A 17,365-nucleotide genomic window follows, 5' to 3' on the forward strand; every position below is an offset into this window, starting at 1 on the left:
AAAAATTCTTCAACATAGCAAGAATCTTTGCCCCAGAAAAGGCCGCTTTCCGGGGCTTTGAAGGGTGGAGCAGCCCCCAGAACCTATTGACAGGCACCCCAACGGATGATAGACTTTTCCCCAGCGATTGCTTTCACAATGAGAAAAGGAGGAACCGCCTATGAGGCTCTGCATTGACGGGGCTCCATGCGAGGTCTGAGGACGGCGCATGGAGAGGAGACCGTGGGAACCCCACGGGACGGCCTGCGGGCCCAGTCCTCAGGCTTTGCGATTTGATGAGCCCATTTCACATCAAAGGAGCAAAGTTTTATGAAAGAATCCATTCGAGAGCTAAAGACGTTTCTGGTGCTTTGGAGCACCCAATCCCTGTCCCAGCTGGGCAGTGCCATGACCGGCTTTGCCCTGACACTGTGGCTGTATGAAAAGACCGGCTCGGCCCTGCAGACAGCCCTGTTGTCCATCTGCTCTTATGCCCCTTACGTTTTAATGAGCGTGTTCGCGGGGGCACTTAGCGACCGGTGGGACAAGAAAAAGACTATGCTGGCTTGCGACAGCCTGGCGGCCGCCTCCACCGTGGCGGTGCTGGCCCTGCTCCAGCTAAACCTGCTGGCCCCCTGGCACATGTATCTGCTAAACGCCCTGAGCGGCTTGATGAACACGGTGCAGCAGCCTGCCAGCGATGTGGCCATGACCCTCATCACCCCCAAACGGTGGTATCAAAGGACCAGCGGGCTGCGGTCCCTTTCCAACTCTCTGGTAACCATGCTCAACCCCATCCTGGCCACGGCCGTATTTGCCTTTTCCGGGATGGGAGGGGTGATTTTTCTGGACCTGCTCACCTTTGCCGTCGCATTTCTGGCCCTTCTGCTGGGGGTGCGGCTGCCCGGCGGGGCAGGCTCCGAGCGTGTAAGGCGCGAACCCTTTTGGGGGACCGTGCGGTCCGGCTTGGGATACCTGCGGCAAACCCCGCTGGTGCTCACCCTGATCCTATTCTTGGCGGGGGTGAATTTTGTGGCCTCTGCCTTTGACGCGGCCCTTCCCGCCCTGATCCTCCCCCGGGAAAACGGCGGCGAGACGGTGCTGGGGATGGTGACCTCCTGCGCGGGGGCGGCCACCCTGGCGGGCAGCCTGCTGTGCGTTGTATTGCCCCCGCCCAAGGACCGGGTGCGGGTCATCTATCTGACCATGCTGTTCTCCCTGGGCACGGAAAACTTTCTGCTGTCCCTTTCCCGAAGCCCGGCGCTGTGGTGCCTGGGCCAGCTGATCGGCTGGCTGCTGGTGCCCCTGATGAACGCCAACCTGGACGTGGTGCTGCGGACCACCATCCCGGTGGAGATGCAGGGCCGGGTGTACGCCTGCCGGAACTCCCTGCAGTTTTTCACCATCCCCCTGGGCCTGCTGTCCGGCGGGGCCATGATCGACCATGTGTGCGAGCCCTGGATGGCCTCCCTGCCGGCGGGGAGCCTTCCCTCCCTTCTCTTTGGGACGGGAAAGGGTTCAGGGGCAGCGGTGCTGCTGTTCCTGCTGGGCCTGTTGGGCGTGGGCGTGTGCCTGGGTTTTGGAAGGCTGCTGCAGCGCTATTCCTTCCGGGACGAGCTTTAAGCCCCTGAAAGCCGCCTTTTTTCGCCCCTACCCCCTACTTTCAGATACCCTTAAAACAGGGATTCCACCTGCACAGGTGGGATTCCTGTTTCTTTTTTCCACATATTTCCACGCAAACCGGGAAAACCGCTTCCGCCACAAGCCCGCGGGTGGCGATCCTTTCCTCCCAGCTTCCTTGCCAAAGCAAGCCATGCTCTCTGTATCCATCCCGTTCACAGGGGCGGGGCACAGGAGGAGGGCCCTAAAGGGTTTCGCGCAAAAAAACAGCCCGGCACAACCAGGGAGGCGCGCCGGGCTGTTTTCCCAAAAGGGATTTGGTCACAGCAGGGTTCTGAAAAACCGCAAAATGGGCAGGACATGCTCCTCCTCAATAAACTCCGGGGAGGTTCCAACGTGCTTGGCCCCCTCAATCAAATCCAAAACCACCTTCTCCCCGCCAATCAGGCCCCGCAGCCGCCCGGCAAAGTCAATGGCCTGGATGGGTGGGATAATGGTGTCCCGGGTGCCGTGCTGGATATAAAAAGGAGGCGCGGCAGAGGTCAGGTAGGTGTCCACAGAGGCCTTCTCCGCCAGAGCTCCCAAGCGTCCCTTAGGGGTTCCCAAGTAATCGGCCAGAATGGCGCTGCTCTCTTCCAGCATCGCCCTGTGCAACGCGGGGGAAAGATAGTCCACCCGCTCCAGCTGCCCGTAATGGCGCACCAAATTGATCAAGGGCGCGATGGCCGCCACCCCCCGCACCGCACAGGATTCCCCCTCCGGCCCTGCCGCTCCGCTGCCCAGCGAGCTGCCGTGCTGGGTGGCCCCCACCATGGAGACAAGGTAGCCCCCCGCCGAGTCGCCGTACAAAAAGAAGCTCCGCGGATCCAGCCCATATTCCCCCGCATGGCCCTTTAAAAAGCGGATGGCCGCTTTGACATCATGGATTTGGCAGGGAAAGCGGCATTCCGGCACGAGGCGGTAATTGACAGAGGCCAAGGCAAACCCCTCCCGCAGGGCGTAAAAGCCAGGGTATACGCTCAAATCCCTCTTATCACACCGGGAGAATCCCCCACCGTGGACCAGAATGAGCGTGGGAAAAGGGGGATTTCCCTCTTCCGGCAGATAGAGGTCCACCGCTTGCAGGGGATGTCGGCCATAGGACAGATTGAGATATTGCCGCGTGATATGCCCGAAGAGCGGGGCTGGGTGCTCCTGGGTCAGGTCCACCCATTGGGGGACAAATTTGGCATCGCGTATTGTGCGCACAGCGTTCTTCCTCTCTTTCTATGCTGCAGAGCAGCGGATGATTGACACCATTGTAGAACGCTGGGCAAACCCCGTCAAGGTCCATTCCTATGCTGTTTGGAAGGCGCGGGCTATTTCCCGCGCAGCTCGCGGATCAGGTAATCCACCTGATCCAAAGCCTGCTGCTTTTGATGGATCTCCTCCAACAGGCAGCAGCGGCACCGCCGCAGCAGCCGAAGCCGCTCCCCGGCTGTATCCGGCCCCTGTTCCGCCAGCCTGGCAAAATGCTTCAGCGTGCCCAGTTCCATCCCGGCTTGCTGCAAAAACCGAAACGAAACTGCCCGCTGCAGCGCTTCCTCCCCATAATGCCGGGTACCGTCCGGCGCCTGCACCCCTTGCAGGAGCCCATTTTCCTCATACAACCTCAGCAGTTCCGGCGCCAGGCGGAACCTTCTGCCCGCTTCCAACAGGTCCATGTGTCTCCCCCCGTTTCTCCCCAAAAGGGTCTTGTGTTGGGAAGTGCCCTTCCACTCTCATTATAGGGGACGGGGAGCCGCCTGTCTAATACCCGTTTTTCATAAGGCGCAATGCTTACAGGGTATAAAAAGCGCTCAACCGGCTGGACGGAGGGTTTCCTTGGCAAACTGAATCCACTTGGAGACCGCCGGGCTGAAGGGCTGCTTGCGCTTCCAGGCCAGGATGCTGGTGGCCTTCAGCTCTGGATACAGGGGGCGGCAGGTGATTTTTTCCGGGTCCCAGAAGGAGAGAGAGCCCCGGATCGTGATGGAATAGGCCAGCTGGTTATGGGCCACAATAGAACTGATGGCCGGCAGATTGGAGGTAAAGACCACATTCAGCTTGTCAAACTCCTCTCCAAACCAGCCTGCCAGCTCACTTTGCACACTGAGCCTGCGGGGAAGAATTAAAGGCTGGCCGGCCAAATCCTGAGGAGTCACCCGGTCCAGCCGGGCCAAGGGGGCGTCAGGGTGCATCACCGCCCACCACTGCTCCTGCCGGGCCAGCCGGATGTATTCATATTTTTCTACGCTCACCGGCTCCATCAGCAGGCCAATATCCGTCAGGCCCCGGTCCATCCTGTCCTGGATGTGGTCGGCAGTACCGGTGTACAGGTCAAAGCGCACCGCGGGATAGCGCGCGCGGAATGCCCGGAACAGCGGCGGCAGCAGCTCCACAGAGGCCAGGTCTCCGCAGCCCAGGGAAACAGTCCCCTCAATCCGCTCGTCCTGCTCCGTCAGTTCCTTCTCGGTCTTATCCACCAGCTCCAGAATCTCCTCTGCCCGGCGGCGCAGCAGCAGGCCCTCATTGGTAAGGGCAATCTTGCGGGCGCCCCGGTCAAACAGCTTGACCCCCAGTTCCTCCTCCATCTGGCCGATCTGCCGGCTTAAAGTAGGCTGGGTGAGGTGAAGCAGCTCGGCTGCCTTCGTAATGCTCTCCTCCCGCGCTACCGCCAGGAAATACCGCAAAACCCGAATTTCCACGGGCCTTTCCCCCTTTCTTTTTCCCCATCATAGCAGACCCATGCTCAAAAAGCAATCTCTTTTCTTTTCATGCTTCAATGGCATTTCAAGCAGGCAGCCTTCTGGAGGACCGCCTGCTTTTTGTGACAAAAAAGCAAGCGCGAACCCTGCCGCCGCTCTGGCGCCGTGGGCTGCGCGCTTGCTTTTGCGCTCTATTCCGTTATCCCAGAGGGAGCTCTCTCCCGGTTCAGCTCTCCAGCTGGGCCGTGTACAGATGGTAATAATAGCCCTTCTTCTCCAACAGCTGCTGATGGGTACCCATCTCCGCAATGCCCTTGTTGGAAATGTACAGGATGCGGTCGCAGTTCTTGATGGTGGAAAGGCGGTGGGCGATGATAAAGCTGGTACGGCCTTTCAGAAGGGCGTTGAGGCCCTCTTGCACCAGGCGCTCGGTTTTGGCGTCGATGGAAGAGGTGGCCTCATCCAGCACCAGAATCTTAGGGTCGGAGAGCAGGGTGCGGGCAAAGGCCACCAGCTGCCGCTGGCCCTGGGACAGGCGGGAGCCCCGCTCGTTGACCTGGGTGTAATAGCCATCCTCCATTTCCCGGATGAACTCATCCGCGCGCACGGTCTTGGCCGCGGCGATGACCTCCTCATCGGTGGCGTCCAGGCGGCCATAGCGGATGTTGTCCATAATGGTGCCGGAGAAGATGAAGCTATCCTGGAGCATAATGCCCATTTGAGAGCGAAGGGAGCGGAGGGTCACCTGGGCGATGTCGTGGCCGTCCAGCAGCAGGCGTCCCCTGTCGATGTTATAGAACCGGGAGATCAAGTTCACCACGGTGGTCTTGCCGGCGCCGGTGGGGCCCACCAGGGCAATGGACTCGCCGGGCTTTACATCCAGGTTGAAGTGCTCTAAGATGTTGATTTGCCCATCATAGGAGAAGGTCACGTCGTCGAAGGTGACACGGCCGGTGATGGGGGGCAGCTCGGTGGCGCCGGGGGCATCGTCCACAGTGACGGGCTCGTCAATCATCTCGAAGATGCGCTCCAGGTAGGCCACCGCGTTGATGAAGGTGTTGTACAGGTTGGACAGGTTCAAAATGGGCTGCCAGAACCGCCAAGCGTAGGAGGAAATGGCAATGAGGGTGCCAATCTGCATGGCGGGCCCCAGCATCCACAGGCCGATGAGGTACATGGCGCCCACCACCCAGGTGGAGATGTTGTCCACAGAGTACCACACCAGGTTGGAGGTGTACTGAGCCTTCATCCAGGTCTGATAGCACTTCTTGTTCAGCTTCTCGTAGATGCCGCGGTTCTCCTCCTCCCGGGTGAAGGCCTGGGTGATCTTCATGCCGTCCAGGCTCTCGTGGAGGTAGGCGTTGATATTGGAGCTCTTGTTGGACACATCCTGCCAGGCCCGGCGCTGGGCGGGCTTGATGAGCAGCACGATGACCAGAAACAGGGGGATGCCCGCCATGACGATCAGGCTCAGGCGCACATCGCACAGGAACATGAACACGGCAATCAAGATCAGGTTGAAGATCTCCAGCACAAAGTTGATGATGCCGTTGGAGAGGGCATCCGACACGGAGTTGACATAGTTGATAACGCGGGTCAAAATCTTGCCGTGGGGCCGGTCATCGTAAAACTGGAAGGGCAGCTTCTGCAGGTGCTCGAACAAGTCCTTGCGGATGTCGTAGATAATCTCCTGGCCCACCACAATCATGTACTTGGAGCGGGCCCGGGCGAACAGCACAGAGGCCACAATGGACACCAGCATGATGACGGCCAGCACCACCAGCTCGGTGTAGTCCTTTTGGGGCACGGACACGTCAATGGCCCGCTGGATGAGCATGGGCCCCAGCAGAGAGCAGGCGGCGGAAATGGCGGAGAACAGCAGGGACAAAATCATCTTTTTCTTGTGGCGGCCAATGTACACGCCGGCCCGAAGCAGATGCTTTATGTTAAATGGGGTTTCCAGGGTCTCGTCCACGTCAAACTTGTTGCGTGCCATTTAAACCACCTCCTTTTCCTCTTCCATGCCGTTTTGCAGCAGGAACACTTCCCGGTAGTATCCGGGCCGCTGGGACAGCTCCTCGTGGGTGCCGATGTCCACTACCCGGCCCTTATCCAAAATGACGATCTTATCCGCCCGCTTGGTGGTGGAAATGCGCTGGGCCACGATAATCTTGGTGCAGGGGAAGTCCAAGCTGGCCAGCTGCTCTTGGATATACTTCTCGGTTTCCAGGTCCACGGCGCTGGTGGTGTCGTCCAGAATGAGGATGGAGGGCCGCACGGCTAGGGCCCGGGCCAGGGCGATGCGCTGCTTCTGGCCGCCGGAAAGGCCGGTGCCCCGCTCGCCGATGAGGGTGTCGAAGCCATCGGGAAGCTTTTCCACAAAGTCCACATCCGCCATTTTGGCATAGCGCTTCACGTCATCCTCGGAGAGGGAGGAGTCGCCATAGGCGATATTGCCGTCCACCGTGTCGGAAAACAGGAACACGTCCTGGGTGGCGATACCGATAGCGTGGCGCAGGCCCTGCAGGTCATAGCGCCCCACCGGCGTGCCGTCTATGGTGAGGGTGCCGCCGCTGACGTCCGTAAACCGGGGGATCAAATTCACCAGCGAGGTCTTTCCAGAGCCGGTGGGCCCCATAATGGCCACCGTTTCGCCGGGATTGATATGCAGGTCAATGTGGCGCAGCACCGGTTGGCCGTGGAGGTTCAGGTCCACGCCGGAGAAGTCGATCTCCCCCTTCAGGCGGGTGTCCACCTTTTTGGCGTCGGGACGGGAAGTGATGGTGGACTTGGCATAGTACAGCTCGATAATCTTATTGGAACTGGCGAAGAACCGCTGCAGGTCGTTGAGGTGCATGCCCAGCATGCGCATGGGGTCGGTCAGCGTCCAGGTCAAGCCGTTGAACAGGGTGAAGGTGCCGATGGAGATGCGCCCAGAGATGAGGAACGCGCCCCCCACCAGCAGCACCGCAATGGAGAGGGACTGGGACAGGCCCTCAATATAGGGGCTGTACTGCAGCCACAGCAGGGAGGCCCTGGTGTTGGCCTTTTTATAGTCGGCATTTTTCTCATCGAACCGGTCGATCTCATAGTCCTCCCGGGCGAAGGCCTTTACCACCCGGTTGCCAGAGATGTTCTCCTGGGCCTGGGTGTTCAGCAAAGAGAGGCGCTCCCGCAGGTCCACATACAGGGGGTGCACCCGCTTGGAGAAGGCCAGCGTCAGGGCAAAGATAATGGGCGTTACTGCCAGCATGGACAGGGCAAAGAGCCAGTCTGTCACCAAAAACACAATGGAGGTGGTGACAAACAGCACTGTGCAGTGGATCAGCTGCCGCACCACCCAGGCCACGGCAAACCGGACCATATCCAGGTCGCCGGTGAGGCGGGTCATCAAGTCGCCGGTGCGGGTTTTGGAGAAGAAGTCCTGGTCCTGCTCCTGCATATTCTTATACAAGTCCCGGCGGAGCTTAAAGATTAGCTTTTGGGAACAGCCCTCATAGGTCATAATGGACAGGTACTGAAAGCTGGTGCGGAACAACGTAAACCCAATGAGCACCGCAACCAGAACCGCCAGATGGTGCACCACCTGCTGGGTGACCACACCGCTTTCGGTAAGCGGCTGGAACACCGTGTCCATAATGCTGGCGGTGATGACTGAGTTGCCCAGGGTCAGCATTGCCAGCAGGGCCGTGGAGAACAGGGCAAAGATGTACCGCTTTCGGAAGCCCTCCATCTGCTTCCACACCCACTTTAACTGAAACATACAATTCCTCCCTTTTCACGCCGGGCAGCCCGGCGTACGTCTTGTCTCCTGAAAGGGCAAAAAACCTGGCCTTTCAGGCCGGCTCCGGGCCCTTCCCCCTCTCCGGAAAGGGCTCGATTCCAAGCTCCCATAATTATAGCCCTCGCTCCAAAAAAAGGAAGGGGGTTTTCAAAAATTCCCCTTCGGTATTTCGCTGAAATTCCAGAGGAAAATTTTCCTTTTTGCACAGGAGCCTGGCAATCCCTTTCCCGCGTTCCCCAGCCCCGGAAAACAGCGGGCCGCGAACCCCTTTAAAGGGCGCCTTGCCCGGCGCAAGTCATGACCCCCGGCAAAGCCGGGGACTTGGGTTAGCCCTAGAAGGGCATCGTACCGGCATGCCTCTCAAGAGGCACTGAAAAATCCGCCACTTGCATCACTTGCCCCACAGCCCGTAAACGGGCGTTGTTTATCCAGGATCAACTTCTTTACAATAGCCAAGTTGTTGCTCTCTTCTCGCTTCGCTCGATGCTTGGAGCTAAAGCTTTTTTACTCTCCCCAGCAGAGCTGAGGGTTCTCATTTCGATAAAGCATACAAAAGGAAAAGCCTTGGCGCACGCCAAGGCTTTTCCTTTGGAATCAAAACAAGGGCCCTTCACTCCTTCTTCTCCAGAGGGACAAGCTGCTCCGGACAGGGCCGCTCTTGGAAAACAGGCAGCCAGGTGACCTGTTCCGCCGGCTGGAAGTGAAGGGCGGAAAAGGCGGTGTGGCACAGGGGGAGCGCCTTCTCCCGCACATAGAGGGACACCGGGCCGTCTGCCCCGCCGATGATGCCGATGGAGGCTGCCGTGGGACCCACCCCCGCGCCGTTCCCTGGGAGGGGATTTGGGCGCAGCGGGTCGTTGTCCACCGTGTCCTGAAGGGAGAAGCCCTCCTGCTCCGGCTCCAGGGTATAGACCAGCTCCCACAGGCGGCTTGGCAACTCCCAGCCCTCTATGCGGGGCAGCTCCCTGTGGTGGATGGCCTGCAACGACTTCACTGTGAGGATGCTTTTCTCCCCGGTTTTGGGATGGGCCAGCTCCACCCGGTCCCCCGGTCCCCGCACTTGGAAAACGCTTCCCGGCAAAGGGAGCGGGTCGGCCTTCAGCCGCAGGGAGAGGATCTCCACCTCTTTCCGGCGGCCCCAGGGAAAGACAAAGCGCCAGAGGGACCAGACCTTTTCGGGGTTCAGCCCATAGTGCTCGCCCAGCAGCTTTCCCTCTGGCTCCTGGCTGTTCCAGTTCACGCAGCAGTTGTAATAGCTGCCGCTGCCCCGCTTATAGGGGTACTCCCTTCCGTTGACCACCGCCGCGGGATGGAAGGAAAACTCCAAGGGGTTCTCCGCTGCCATCCGCCGGTGCTCCTCCTTGGTGAAAAGCTCCTCCCTGTCATTCTCCGGGGTCAGGAGCCACTTCTCCACAAAGGCGCGCACATCCTCCGGCTCTACTTGGCGGCAGAAATCCACAACCAGCGCTTTGGCGGTGGAAAACACCCCCGGCACCAGCCAATGGAAGCCCGCCCAGTCAAACTCCCCCTGGAAGGGCAGCTGGATACCCGGGCGCTCCCGGTGGCTGGAGGGCCAGAAATCCCCCTGGCTGGTGACATACCACTCCTCAGGGGAGGGAGGGCGTTTCGAGGGGCCTGACGGCTCCAGGCGGGCCCGGTCTCCTTCCAGAAAATCCATGGCAATCTCCTCCTTTTCCCCATCCTACACCTGCCGGAAGGGCTTGTCAACACAGAAAAAGCCCCGGGCAAACGCCTGGGGCTTAGAGCTTCTATGTTGTCCTGTTTACTGCTCCTGGCCGATCTGGATGGCCTTGCGGTTGAAGTCCAGCATCTGGGCCTTGCGGGCGGGGATGCACTTCTGTACCGCCTGGTCCAGGATATCTGCGTCGCAGAACTGGTAGTCCCCGCCAGAAAGAACCTCCTTGAACAGCTTGCCAATGAGGATCATGTTGGACAGGCCGCTCACGCCGTTCTCATCCGCCAGGGAAGTGGAGGGCACATAGTACACGGTGACATCATCCCGCTCCACTTTCTTGTCGATGAGGCTGGAGTCCACGATGACAATGCCGCCGGGCTCCACCGCATTGATGAACTTGTCAAAAGAGGGCAGATTCATGGCGATGAACACGTTGGGGTTGGTCACCAGAGGGGAACCGATGGCCTCGTCGGAAACGCACACGCTGCAGTTGGCGGTGCCGCCCCGCATCTCCGGACCGTAGGAGGGCAGCCAAGAGAGCTGTTTGTTGGCGATCAAAGCGGCGTAGGCCACCACCTTCCCGGCGAACAGCACGCCCTGGCCGCCGAAGCCCGCGAAAAGAATGTTCAGATTTTTCATTTCTTCACACCCTCCTCCACATCTTTATACACACCCAGAGGATAATAGGGGATCATATTGTCATTAAGCCACTTCAGGGCCTCTACAGGGGACATGCCCCAGTTGGTGGGGCATGTGGAGAGCACTTCCACAATGGAGTAGCCCTTGCCCTCAATCTGGTTCTGGAAGGCTTTCTTAATGGCCTTCCGAGCAATGTTCACATTCTTCACGCAGTCCACGGTAACGCGCTGGGCAAAGGCCACGCCGTCCAGAGTGGAGAGCATCTCGCAGACTTTCACAGGATAGCCGGCGGTGTTGGTGTCACGGCCATAAGGGGTGGTCTGGGTGACCTGCCCCGGCAGGGAGGTGGGGGCCATCTGGCCGCCGGTCATGCCGTAAATGGCGTTGTTGATGAAGATGACGGTGATATTCTCGCCCCGGGTGGCGGCGTGGACCGTCTCGGCGGTGCCGATGGCGGCCAAATCGCCGTCGCCCTGGTAGGTGAAGATGACATTATCGGGACGGGCGCGCTTCAGGCCCGTGGCCACTGCTTGGGCGCGGCCGTGGGGAGCCTGCACCATATCGCAGGAGAAGTAATCGTAGCACATGACCGAGCAGCCCACAGAGGCCACGCCCACAGCCTTGCCTTCCACCCCAAGCTCTTCCAGGGCCTGGGCCACCAAGCGGTGGACAATGCCGTGGGTGCAGCCGGGACAGTAGTGCATGGGCGCGTCAGTCAAGGTAGACGGTTTTTGAAATACAATAGCCATAGTCAATTCGCCTTTCCGGCGGAAAGGGGCACTGCCTCTTCCGCCTATATTTTCTCGCTTTACAGCAGCGCTTCGATCTGTTCCAGCACTTCGGCGGGGGTGGGGATCATGCCGCCGGTGCGGCCGTAGAAGTGGACCGGCACCTTGCAGTCGATGGCCAGCTTCACGTCGTCCACCATCTGGCCCATGCTCATCTCCACCACCAGGAAGTTCTTGGCGTGGCTGGCGGCGCGGTTTAACGCCTGGGTGGGGAAGGGCCACAGGGTGATGGGCCGCACCAGGCCCGCCTTGATGCCCTTTCCCCGGGCCTTGTTCACGGCGCTGCGGGCCACACGGGAGGAGGCGCCGTAGGCCACCAGCACGATGTCCGCGTCCTCGGTCAGATACTCCTCGGCCATCTGTTCGTTGGCCTTGACTTGCTCATAGCGCTCATAGCGCTCCTTGACCAGCTGCTCCAGTTTTTCAGGGGTCAGGTACAGAGAGTTGATGATGTTGTGGGCGCGCTTGCCGCCGTGGCCGCTGGCAGCCCAGGGCTTTTCGGGCAGCTGCGCGGAACCCTCTTCGGGCAGCTCCACAGGCTCCATCATCTGGCCCAGCATGCCGTCGGCCAGGATCATGGCGGGCATGCGGTACTTGTCGGCGGTGTCAAACGCATGGGAGATCAGGTCCACCATCTCCTGCACCGTGGAGGGGGCGAACACCAGAATCTGGAAGTCGCCGTGGCCGGTGGCCTTGGTGGCCTGCCAGTAGTCCGCCTGGCTGGGCTGGATGCCGCCCAGGCCGGGGCCGCCCCGCTGCACGTTGATGATGACCGCGGGCAGGTCAGAGCCCGCCATGTAAGAGATGCCCTCGCCCTTCAGGCTGATGCCGGGAGAGGAAGAGGAGGTCATGGCGCGGATTCCAGCCGCGGAGGCGCCCAGCACCATGTTGATGGCAGCGATTTCAGATTCTGCCTGCAGATAGGTGCCGCCTACCTTGGGCATGCGCTTGGACATATACGCCGCCAGCTCGGTCTGGGGCGTGATGGGGTAGCCGAAGAAGTGATGGCAGCCGGCGCGGATGGCAGCCTCGGCCAGCGCCTCGTTGCCCTTCATCAAAACCTTCATAAGCAAATTCATTCCTTTCTCGAGGGTTCCCCAGGGAACCCCGGACAAAATTCTTTACCGTTCCACAGTGATCGCCGTATCAGGGCACATGGTGGCGCAGGAAGCGCAGCCCACGCACTTTTCAGGCTCCACCAGCTGGGCGGGGTGGTAGCCCTTGGCGTTTAAGCGGGTCTTATCCAGGGCAATAATCTTCAGCGGACATGCGTGCACGCACATTCCGCAGCCCTTGCAGACCTTCTCATCCACAATGATCCTAGCCATATCGTTTTCCCTCCTTCAAGGAATTTTCTCAATTTACTTTATATGCAATACAATGGGTAGTGCTGTGTTGGCATATGTCAAGAACTCTCCCAGGGCGCGGCTTGACAGCGGAGGCACCTCTGCCCGCGACTGTGGTTTCTCACCCAAAACAAGGCGCGGACGTGCGCTAACTTTTCGATGAGCACGAGCGAAGCGAGCGTCTCGCCTGCCGGCTCGGTCGGTCCTGAACGGTCCCCACTGGGGACCAGGACCCCAGGGCGCGAATTGACAGCGGAGGCACTCCGCCCTCACTCCCACATGAACTTCACATAGCGCTTTACAGGCCTGAAGCCTTCCGGCAGGGGTTCCCCCTCTTTCAGGGCAAAGTCCGGGGCAGTGGAGTACAGCAGCGGCAGGCCGGTAAGCTGGGAAGTCCTCTGGGCAAATCCCAGGGCGGCCAGCAGGTCCTGAAGCTGGGTCTCCACCCCCAGATGGGAATTGTTCACCAGGGCGGTAGCTTTCAGGCGGCTGGCGGCCTCTATCTCCCCCAGCAGCGCGGCAGCCTCCTCCGGTGTTTGGGACAACACCCGGTAGCGGTTGATGACGTAGAGCATCTGGTAGCCGGTTTCCTCCAACTGGCCGTGAAGCCCACCCAGAGCCGTGACGCCTGCGTCATCGCCGCCGGCATCAATAAAAACCCGGCCCGCCTGGGGCTCGAAAATGGAATACAGCTCTGGGGGCAGGGTAGGGGTATCCAGGGTAGTGCCCGCAAATACGGGAGCAATCAGCCGCACCCCGTGCTCCTCCAGCAGGCCGCCATATTCGGACGAGCGGAAATATGGGTTGACGATATCCAGGTCCGCCACAGTGACCCTCTCCCCCGCCGCAGCCGCTTCCAAAGCCAGGTTTAGGGTGAGGTTTGTCTTCCCGCAGCCATAATGGCCGCAGACAACAGTGATGCGGGCTTGCTCGCTCATAGCTTCCTCCTTTGGGGCGCAAACTCTCCCCTGCAAGAGAGGGACGCTCTTCTTGCATTTCCCTCTCCTGGAATGGGAGTAATTCTTATCTTAACACAAAAGCGGCGTGGTTTCAACAAGAAACGCCGCTTTAACTTGTTAAAATATGGGAACATCCCGCATTTTCAGAGCATTGCACAGTTTCCCTAAAACACCTCTTCAAGCTCTGTTCATAAATTCCTTACGGAAACTTCAAAAAAGGCTTATGGCCTCTTCATAATTATGGGGTAGACTGGTGACAATGAAAGATGAAGGAAGGTGAAAGCCGAAAGCGAGAAAACTTTTTCGTGAAAATGACCTCTCTTTTCATTTCATTTTATTAACATACTGTCCTTCGGTGGGGTAGGGACCGGCAACCGCCGTCCCGAGGCCAACGCCCCGCCGATGCGGCAGACCAAAAATTCTCGCCTTTGCCTTCTTTGGGCAAAGGCGTTTTTAATTGTCAAAATATTTTTCATCCCGGGTGGCAGAGTAAAAAACGGGCGCGGTTTCTTTTTTTCGCAAAACCTGCCCAGGAAAGGGATGAATACCGATGAGACCGTTATGGAAGCGATTGCGCCAGCAGTTCAACCCCCACAGCCTTTCCAAAGGGGTAAAGGTCTTTGCCATGAGTGTGGGCGCCACGGCAGTATGTATGCTGGCCTCCTTGAGCTTTTTAAAGCTGGAACCCAGCCGGGGCACTGCCCTGGAGGCCTCTGCTTTTAATGGGGGCAGGGAGTTCCTGTCCCCGCAGGCGGCCCAAACCTCCGTGGGACAGGGTTCTCAGGAAAGCCCTGGAAAGGTGGTCCCCCTGGGGACTGTCTTTGGCATTAAGCTCTTCACAGACGGGGTCATTGTGGCCTCGCTTTCAGACCTGTACACCTCAAACGGGGTGTGCTGCCCCGCCGCAGAAGCCGGCATACTGCCCGGGGACTATCTGCTGGAGGCCGACGGCATGGAGATTCCCAGCAACCAAAGCCTGGCGGAGTATATTGGCCAAAGCGCCGGAGAGGCCATCACCTTCCAAGTGCGCCGGGGGGAGCAGGTCTTTGAGACCCAGGTGACTCCCGTGTATGGAGAAGGTTCTTTTAAAACCGGCATGTGGGTGCGGGACAGTGCCGCGGGCATTGGCACCCTGACCTTTTACGATCCATCCACTGGCTGTTTTGCCGGGCTGGGGCACGGCATCTGCGACATGGATACCAGCGGCGTGATGACGCTGAAAACAGGGGAGCCCATGCCCATTACCCTCAGCGGCGTAATCAAAGGCAAAGCTGACGCGCCCGGCCAGCTGCAGGGCTATTTCTCTTCGGAGGAGCCCTTGGGCACCCTGTTGGCCAACCGGGAGACCGGCGTCTATGGCACTCTTTTAGAAACGCCCCTTGGGGAGCCCTTGGAAATTCTCCCCAAGGAACAGGTGAGGTGCGGCCCGGTGCAGCTGCTGGTCAGCCTGGATGAAGCCGGCCCCCAGCTCTATGAAGGGGAAATCGTCCAGATCGCCAATGCGGACCAGCTGACGAAAAACCTGGTGATTCGGGTGACAGACTCCCGGCTTCTGCAGGCCACCGGCGGCATTGTGCAGGGCATGAGCGGCTGCCCCATCCTGCAGGATGGGAAGCTGGCTGGAGCGGTTACCCATGTGTTCACAGAGGACCCCACCACCGGCTATGGCATTTTTGCCCAGGTGATGTGGGAAGAGTGTCAAAGCTGCCAGGGAACGGGTTGAGCAGGAAAGGCGCGCCGCCGGACGTGGGGGCGCGCCTTTTTCCCACCCGCACTTTACAGCCGCGTTTCAGCTGCTATAATGATAACAGTTGACTACACAGGATGGATGGGAATGGACGCAGCAATTCGCTGGGAGGCGTCCCCACGGATCGCAGCCTACAGGAGCCAGCTTCTCGGCGCCGGGTTCCAAGAGGCCGCCCTGTGGCATTCCTCCCCAAAGCTAGGGCTGTTCTACCGGCCCTGCACAGAGCAGACCGCATTTGTGGTAGACCTGCTGGGAACGGCCCATTGGGTGGAGGTGGCCTACGGCTTTGCCTCTACGGCGTTCACCCGCATCAAGGGCAATGAGGACAGCTTGGCAAAGGCGGGAGTCTCCGCCGCTGCGATCCACTTGCGGGAGAAGCTGCTGCTGGCCTCTTGGGAAGACGAGCCCTCCGCCCGGGAAGCTGCCGCTGCGCTGTACCGGGCCTATCCTTCCCTGGAAAAGGAGGAGCTTTTCGCGCTGGTCCAAGATAAGCGCAAAGCCTTCCTCCGGCAGATCTCCCAGGCGCTCAGACCGCTGGGGTTCCGGAAAAAGGGCAACGTCTGGACGGCGGACCTAGCGCCGGGAACTGTTCTGCAGTGGCACGCCCAGAAGTCAGGTTTCTCGGACGAATACTATTTTAACCTGTTCATCCGGAAACAAGGCGCTGTCTATCAAGGCAGCTGCTTCTACGACAGGCTCCATCCCGCCGGCCTCTGTCCCCTGGACTGGCAGGCCATGCCGCCAGAGGTGTTCCAGCACTTTTTGGACAGCACCGTGGTGCCCGTTCTGGAAAAAATTCTCCACACGCCGCTGGGGGAGCTGGGGAAAGATCCCTCTCTGTGGAGAGGCTGCAGCTGTCAGCGGGACCTCTGCCCCGCCTGCTGGGTGGAAAAGAACCTTTGGCAGGCCTTAGAGGAAGCGGGGGCATAAAAAAACAGCACCTCTCCCCCTGGAAAAGCCGCTGCCACAGGATATAGTGTCCCATGGGGGCTTAAAGGAGAAAAGTGCCGTACTTTTTGTGGGAATGTTCGTGCGAAAGGTGAAAAATCCCCGGCTTTCGGCCAGCTTTCGTCGTTTTTCGCCAAAATGATCTTCCAGTTTTTTCCGACAAACCACTTGCCAGAACGATTAGGTTATGGTAAAATTTTTTCACAATAAACCATACCCAGGAGGTTCATCATGGAAAAAGAAAGTAAGGTCATAATTAGTTCGGAAGACGGCGAATGGGGCCGTGAGCCGATTCAGAAGCTGTCGCAGCGGGGAGTGCGGCCCCTGTTTCTCAGGCGGGACAGCACCCTGCTGCTCACAAAAATCCGAGAGGAACACCCCCAGCTGGTGGTGATGGAATTTTTGATGCCGGGCCTGGACGCCATCGGAGTCATCCACGCAGTCAGCCAAGACGCCAATGTGGAGAACCCCCTGTACATAGTGACCTCCTCTTACACAAATCCCATGATGGAACGGGAGATCGCCGCGGCCGGCGTGGCCTACTTCGCCCTGTCCCCCTATGACAAAAACGAAATGGCAGAGCGCATTCTTCACCTGCTCTCTATGAAGGGAAAACACCTTGAGGCAGACCCCATGAATTCCAGCCTGCGGCTGCGGGTGACGGAGATCCTGCATCAGATCGGCGTGCCCGCCCACATTAAGGGGTATCACTACCTGCGGGACTCCATCCTGATGGCGGTGGAGGACCCGGAGATTATCAACGCCGTGACAAAACAGCTTTATCCCAGCGTGGCAAAGCGCTATAATACCACCAGTTCCCGGGTGGAACGGGCCATCCGCCATGCCATTGAGGTGGCGTGGGACCGGGGGGATGTGGATGTGCTCAACTCCTATTTCGGCTACACCATCCACAACACCCGTGGCAAGCCCACCAACAGCGAGTTCATCGCCATGATAGCCGACAAGCTCTGCCTGCAGATGGCCAGCGCTTCCTGACTAACATCCCTGCTTGTTGAAGGACCGTGCGGGTGGCAGCCCGCCTGTCCCCCAGCGCCCCTTCCCTTTCCAAGAAGCCTTGGCCAATGGGAGGGGGACTGCGCAAGGGCCGGCCCACCCTCTCTTAGGGGGGGCGG

General features: G+C 59.3%; 15 protein-coding genes. 4 read left to right on the forward strand and 11 right to left on the reverse strand.

Annotation, left to right across the window (positions count from 1 at the left end; all coding sequences use genetic code 11):
• Positions 1 to 309 precede the first annotated feature (309 nt).
• Positions 310 to 1,602: an MFS transporter gene (locus ODJ80_RS08680; protein WP_263041774.1), complete on the forward strand. Its 1,293-nt coding sequence runs from the start codon at positions 310 to 312 to the stop codon at positions 1,600 to 1,602.
• Positions 1,603 to 1,920: 318 nt separating this feature from the next.
• Here the strand turns inward: ODJ80_RS08680 and ODJ80_RS08685 are convergent, their stop codons facing one another.
• The 11 genes from ODJ80_RS08685 to ODJ80_RS08735 form a co-directional block, all read right to left on the reverse strand.
• Positions 1,921 to 2,847, reverse strand: a complete 927-nt coding sequence (locus tag ODJ80_RS08685) for an alpha/beta hydrolase (RefSeq protein WP_263041775.1) — start codon at positions 2,845 to 2,847, stop codon at positions 1,921 to 1,923.
• 110 nt (positions 2,848 to 2,957) lie between these two features.
• A complete protein-coding gene (locus ODJ80_RS08690; RefSeq protein WP_263041776.1) occupies positions 2,958 to 3,302 on the reverse strand; it encodes a MerR family transcriptional regulator in 345 nt (114 codons plus the stop codon).
• 135 nt (positions 3,303 to 3,437) lie between these two features.
• Complete coding sequence (locus ODJ80_RS08695) at positions 3,438 to 4,325, reverse strand: LysR family transcriptional regulator (RefSeq protein WP_263041777.1); 888 nt, start codon at positions 4,323 to 4,325, stop codon at positions 3,438 to 3,440.
• A gap of 226 nt (positions 4,326 to 4,551) precedes the next feature.
• Positions 4,552 to 6,321 carry an ABC transporter ATP-binding protein gene (locus ODJ80_RS08700; protein ID WP_178864606.1) on the reverse strand — a complete coding sequence of 590 codons (1,770 nt, stop codon included), beginning with the start codon at positions 6,319 to 6,321 and terminating at the stop codon, positions 4,552 to 4,554.
• Entirely contained in the window at positions 6,322 to 8,088 is a 1,767-nt protein-coding gene (locus tag ODJ80_RS08705; RefSeq protein ID WP_263041778.1) for an ABC transporter ATP-binding protein, read from the reverse strand. It abuts the gene before it with no gap.
• A 631-nt stretch (positions 8,089 to 8,719) separates the two neighbouring features.
• On the reverse strand, positions 8,720 to 9,787 hold the full coding sequence (locus ODJ80_RS08710) for a sodium ion-translocating decarboxylase subunit beta (protein ID WP_263041779.1): 1,068 nt from the start codon (positions 9,785 to 9,787) through the stop codon (positions 8,720 to 8,722).
• Between the two features lie 105 nt (positions 9,788 to 9,892).
• Positions 9,893 to 10,444: a 2-oxoacid:acceptor oxidoreductase family protein gene (locus ODJ80_RS08715; RefSeq protein WP_178863187.1), complete on the reverse strand. Its 552-nt coding sequence runs from the start codon at positions 10,442 to 10,444 to the stop codon at positions 9,893 to 9,895.
• Entirely contained in the window at positions 10,441 to 11,193 is a 753-nt protein-coding gene (locus ODJ80_RS08720) for a thiamine pyrophosphate-dependent enzyme (RefSeq protein WP_178863185.1), read from the reverse strand. Before ODJ80_RS08720 ends, ODJ80_RS08715 begins: the two co-directional genes overlap by 4 nt.
• Before the next feature lie 59 nt (positions 11,194 to 11,252).
• The gene (locus tag ODJ80_RS08725) at positions 11,253 to 12,305 is read right to left on the reverse strand and encodes a 3-methyl-2-oxobutanoate dehydrogenase subunit VorB (RefSeq protein WP_263041880.1); all 1,053 of its coding nucleotides are present in this window, start codon (positions 12,303 to 12,305) and stop codon (positions 11,253 to 11,255) included.
• 48 nt (positions 12,306 to 12,353) lie between these two features.
• Entirely contained in the window at positions 12,354 to 12,560 is a 207-nt protein-coding gene (locus tag ODJ80_RS08730; protein WP_022336045.1) for a 4Fe-4S dicluster domain-containing protein, read from the reverse strand.
• Positions 12,561 to 12,847: 287 nt separating this feature from the next.
• On the reverse strand, positions 12,848 to 13,516 hold the full coding sequence (locus tag ODJ80_RS08735) for a hypothetical protein (protein WP_263041780.1): 669 nt from the start codon (positions 13,514 to 13,516) through the stop codon (positions 12,848 to 12,850).
• A gap of 571 nt (positions 13,517 to 14,087) precedes the next feature.
• Between ODJ80_RS08735 and ODJ80_RS08740 the strand changes: the two genes are divergently transcribed.
• From ODJ80_RS08740 to spo0A, 3 genes are all read left to right on the forward strand, one after another.
• Complete coding sequence (locus tag ODJ80_RS08740) at positions 14,088 to 15,260, forward strand: SpoIVB peptidase S55 domain-containing protein (protein ID WP_263041781.1); 1,173 nt, start codon at positions 14,088 to 14,090, stop codon at positions 15,258 to 15,260.
• A 111-nt stretch (positions 15,261 to 15,371) separates the two neighbouring features.
• A complete protein-coding gene (locus ODJ80_RS08745; RefSeq protein ID WP_263041782.1) occupies positions 15,372 to 16,214 on the forward strand; it encodes a DUF4304 domain-containing protein in 843 nt (280 codons plus the stop codon).
• 249 nt (positions 16,215 to 16,463) lie between these two features.
• Positions 16,464 to 17,228, forward strand: a complete 765-nt coding sequence (spo0A, locus tag ODJ80_RS08750; RefSeq protein ID WP_263041783.1) for a sporulation transcription factor Spo0A — start codon at positions 16,464 to 16,466, stop codon at positions 17,226 to 17,228.
• Positions 17,229 to 17,365 lie beyond the last annotated feature (137 nt).

Source organism: Acutalibacter sp. LFL-21 (genome assembly GCF_025630755.1).
Classification (GTDB): domain Bacteria; phylum Bacillota; class Clostridia; order Oscillospirales; family Acutalibacteraceae; genus Acutalibacter; species Acutalibacter stercoravium.

Excerpts from the sequence above, each read along its gene's own strand:
- ODJ80_RS08715 (WP_178863187.1), bottom strand. The coding sequence starts at position 10,444 with ATGAAAAATCTGAACATTCTTTTCGCGGGCTTCGGCGGCCAGGGCGTG.
- ODJ80_RS08700 (WP_178864606.1), bottom strand. The coding sequence starts at position 6,321 with ATGGCACGCAACAAGTTTGACGTGGACGAGACCCTGGAAACCCCATTT.
- ODJ80_RS08680 (WP_263041774.1), top strand. The coding sequence starts at position 310 with ATGAAAGAATCCATTCGAGAGCTAAAGACGTTTCTGGTGCTTTGGAGC.
- spo0A (WP_263041783.1), top strand. The coding sequence starts at position 16,464 with ATGGAAAAAGAAAGTAAGGTCATAATTAGTTCGGAAGACGGCGAATGG.
- ODJ80_RS08730 (WP_022336045.1), bottom strand. The coding sequence starts at position 12,560 with ATGGCTAGGATCATTGTGGATGAGAAGGTCTGCAAGGGCTGCGGAATG.
- ODJ80_RS08690 (WP_263041776.1), bottom strand. The coding sequence starts at position 3,302 with ATGGACCTGTTGGAAGCGGGCAGAAGGTTCCGCCTGGCGCCGGAACTG.
- ODJ80_RS08705 (WP_263041778.1), bottom strand. The coding sequence starts at position 8,088 with ATGTTTCAGTTAAAGTGGGTGTGGAAGCAGATGGAGGGCTTCCGAAAG.
- ODJ80_RS08735 (WP_263041780.1), bottom strand. The coding sequence starts at position 13,516 with ATGAGCGAGCAAGCCCGCATCACTGTTGTCTGCGGCCATTATGGCTGC.
- ODJ80_RS08720 (WP_178863185.1), bottom strand. The coding sequence starts at position 11,193 with ATGGCTATTGTATTTCAAAAACCGTCTACCTTGACTGACGCGCCCATG.
- ODJ80_RS08710 (WP_263041779.1), bottom strand. The coding sequence starts at position 9,787 with ATGGATTTTCTGGAAGGAGACCGGGCCCGCCTGGAGCCGTCAGGCCCC.
- ODJ80_RS08745 (WP_263041782.1), top strand. The coding sequence starts at position 15,372 with ATGGACGCAGCAATTCGCTGGGAGGCGTCCCCACGGATCGCAGCCTAC.
- ODJ80_RS08740 (WP_263041781.1), top strand. The coding sequence starts at position 14,088 with ATGAGACCGTTATGGAAGCGATTGCGCCAGCAGTTCAACCCCCACAGC.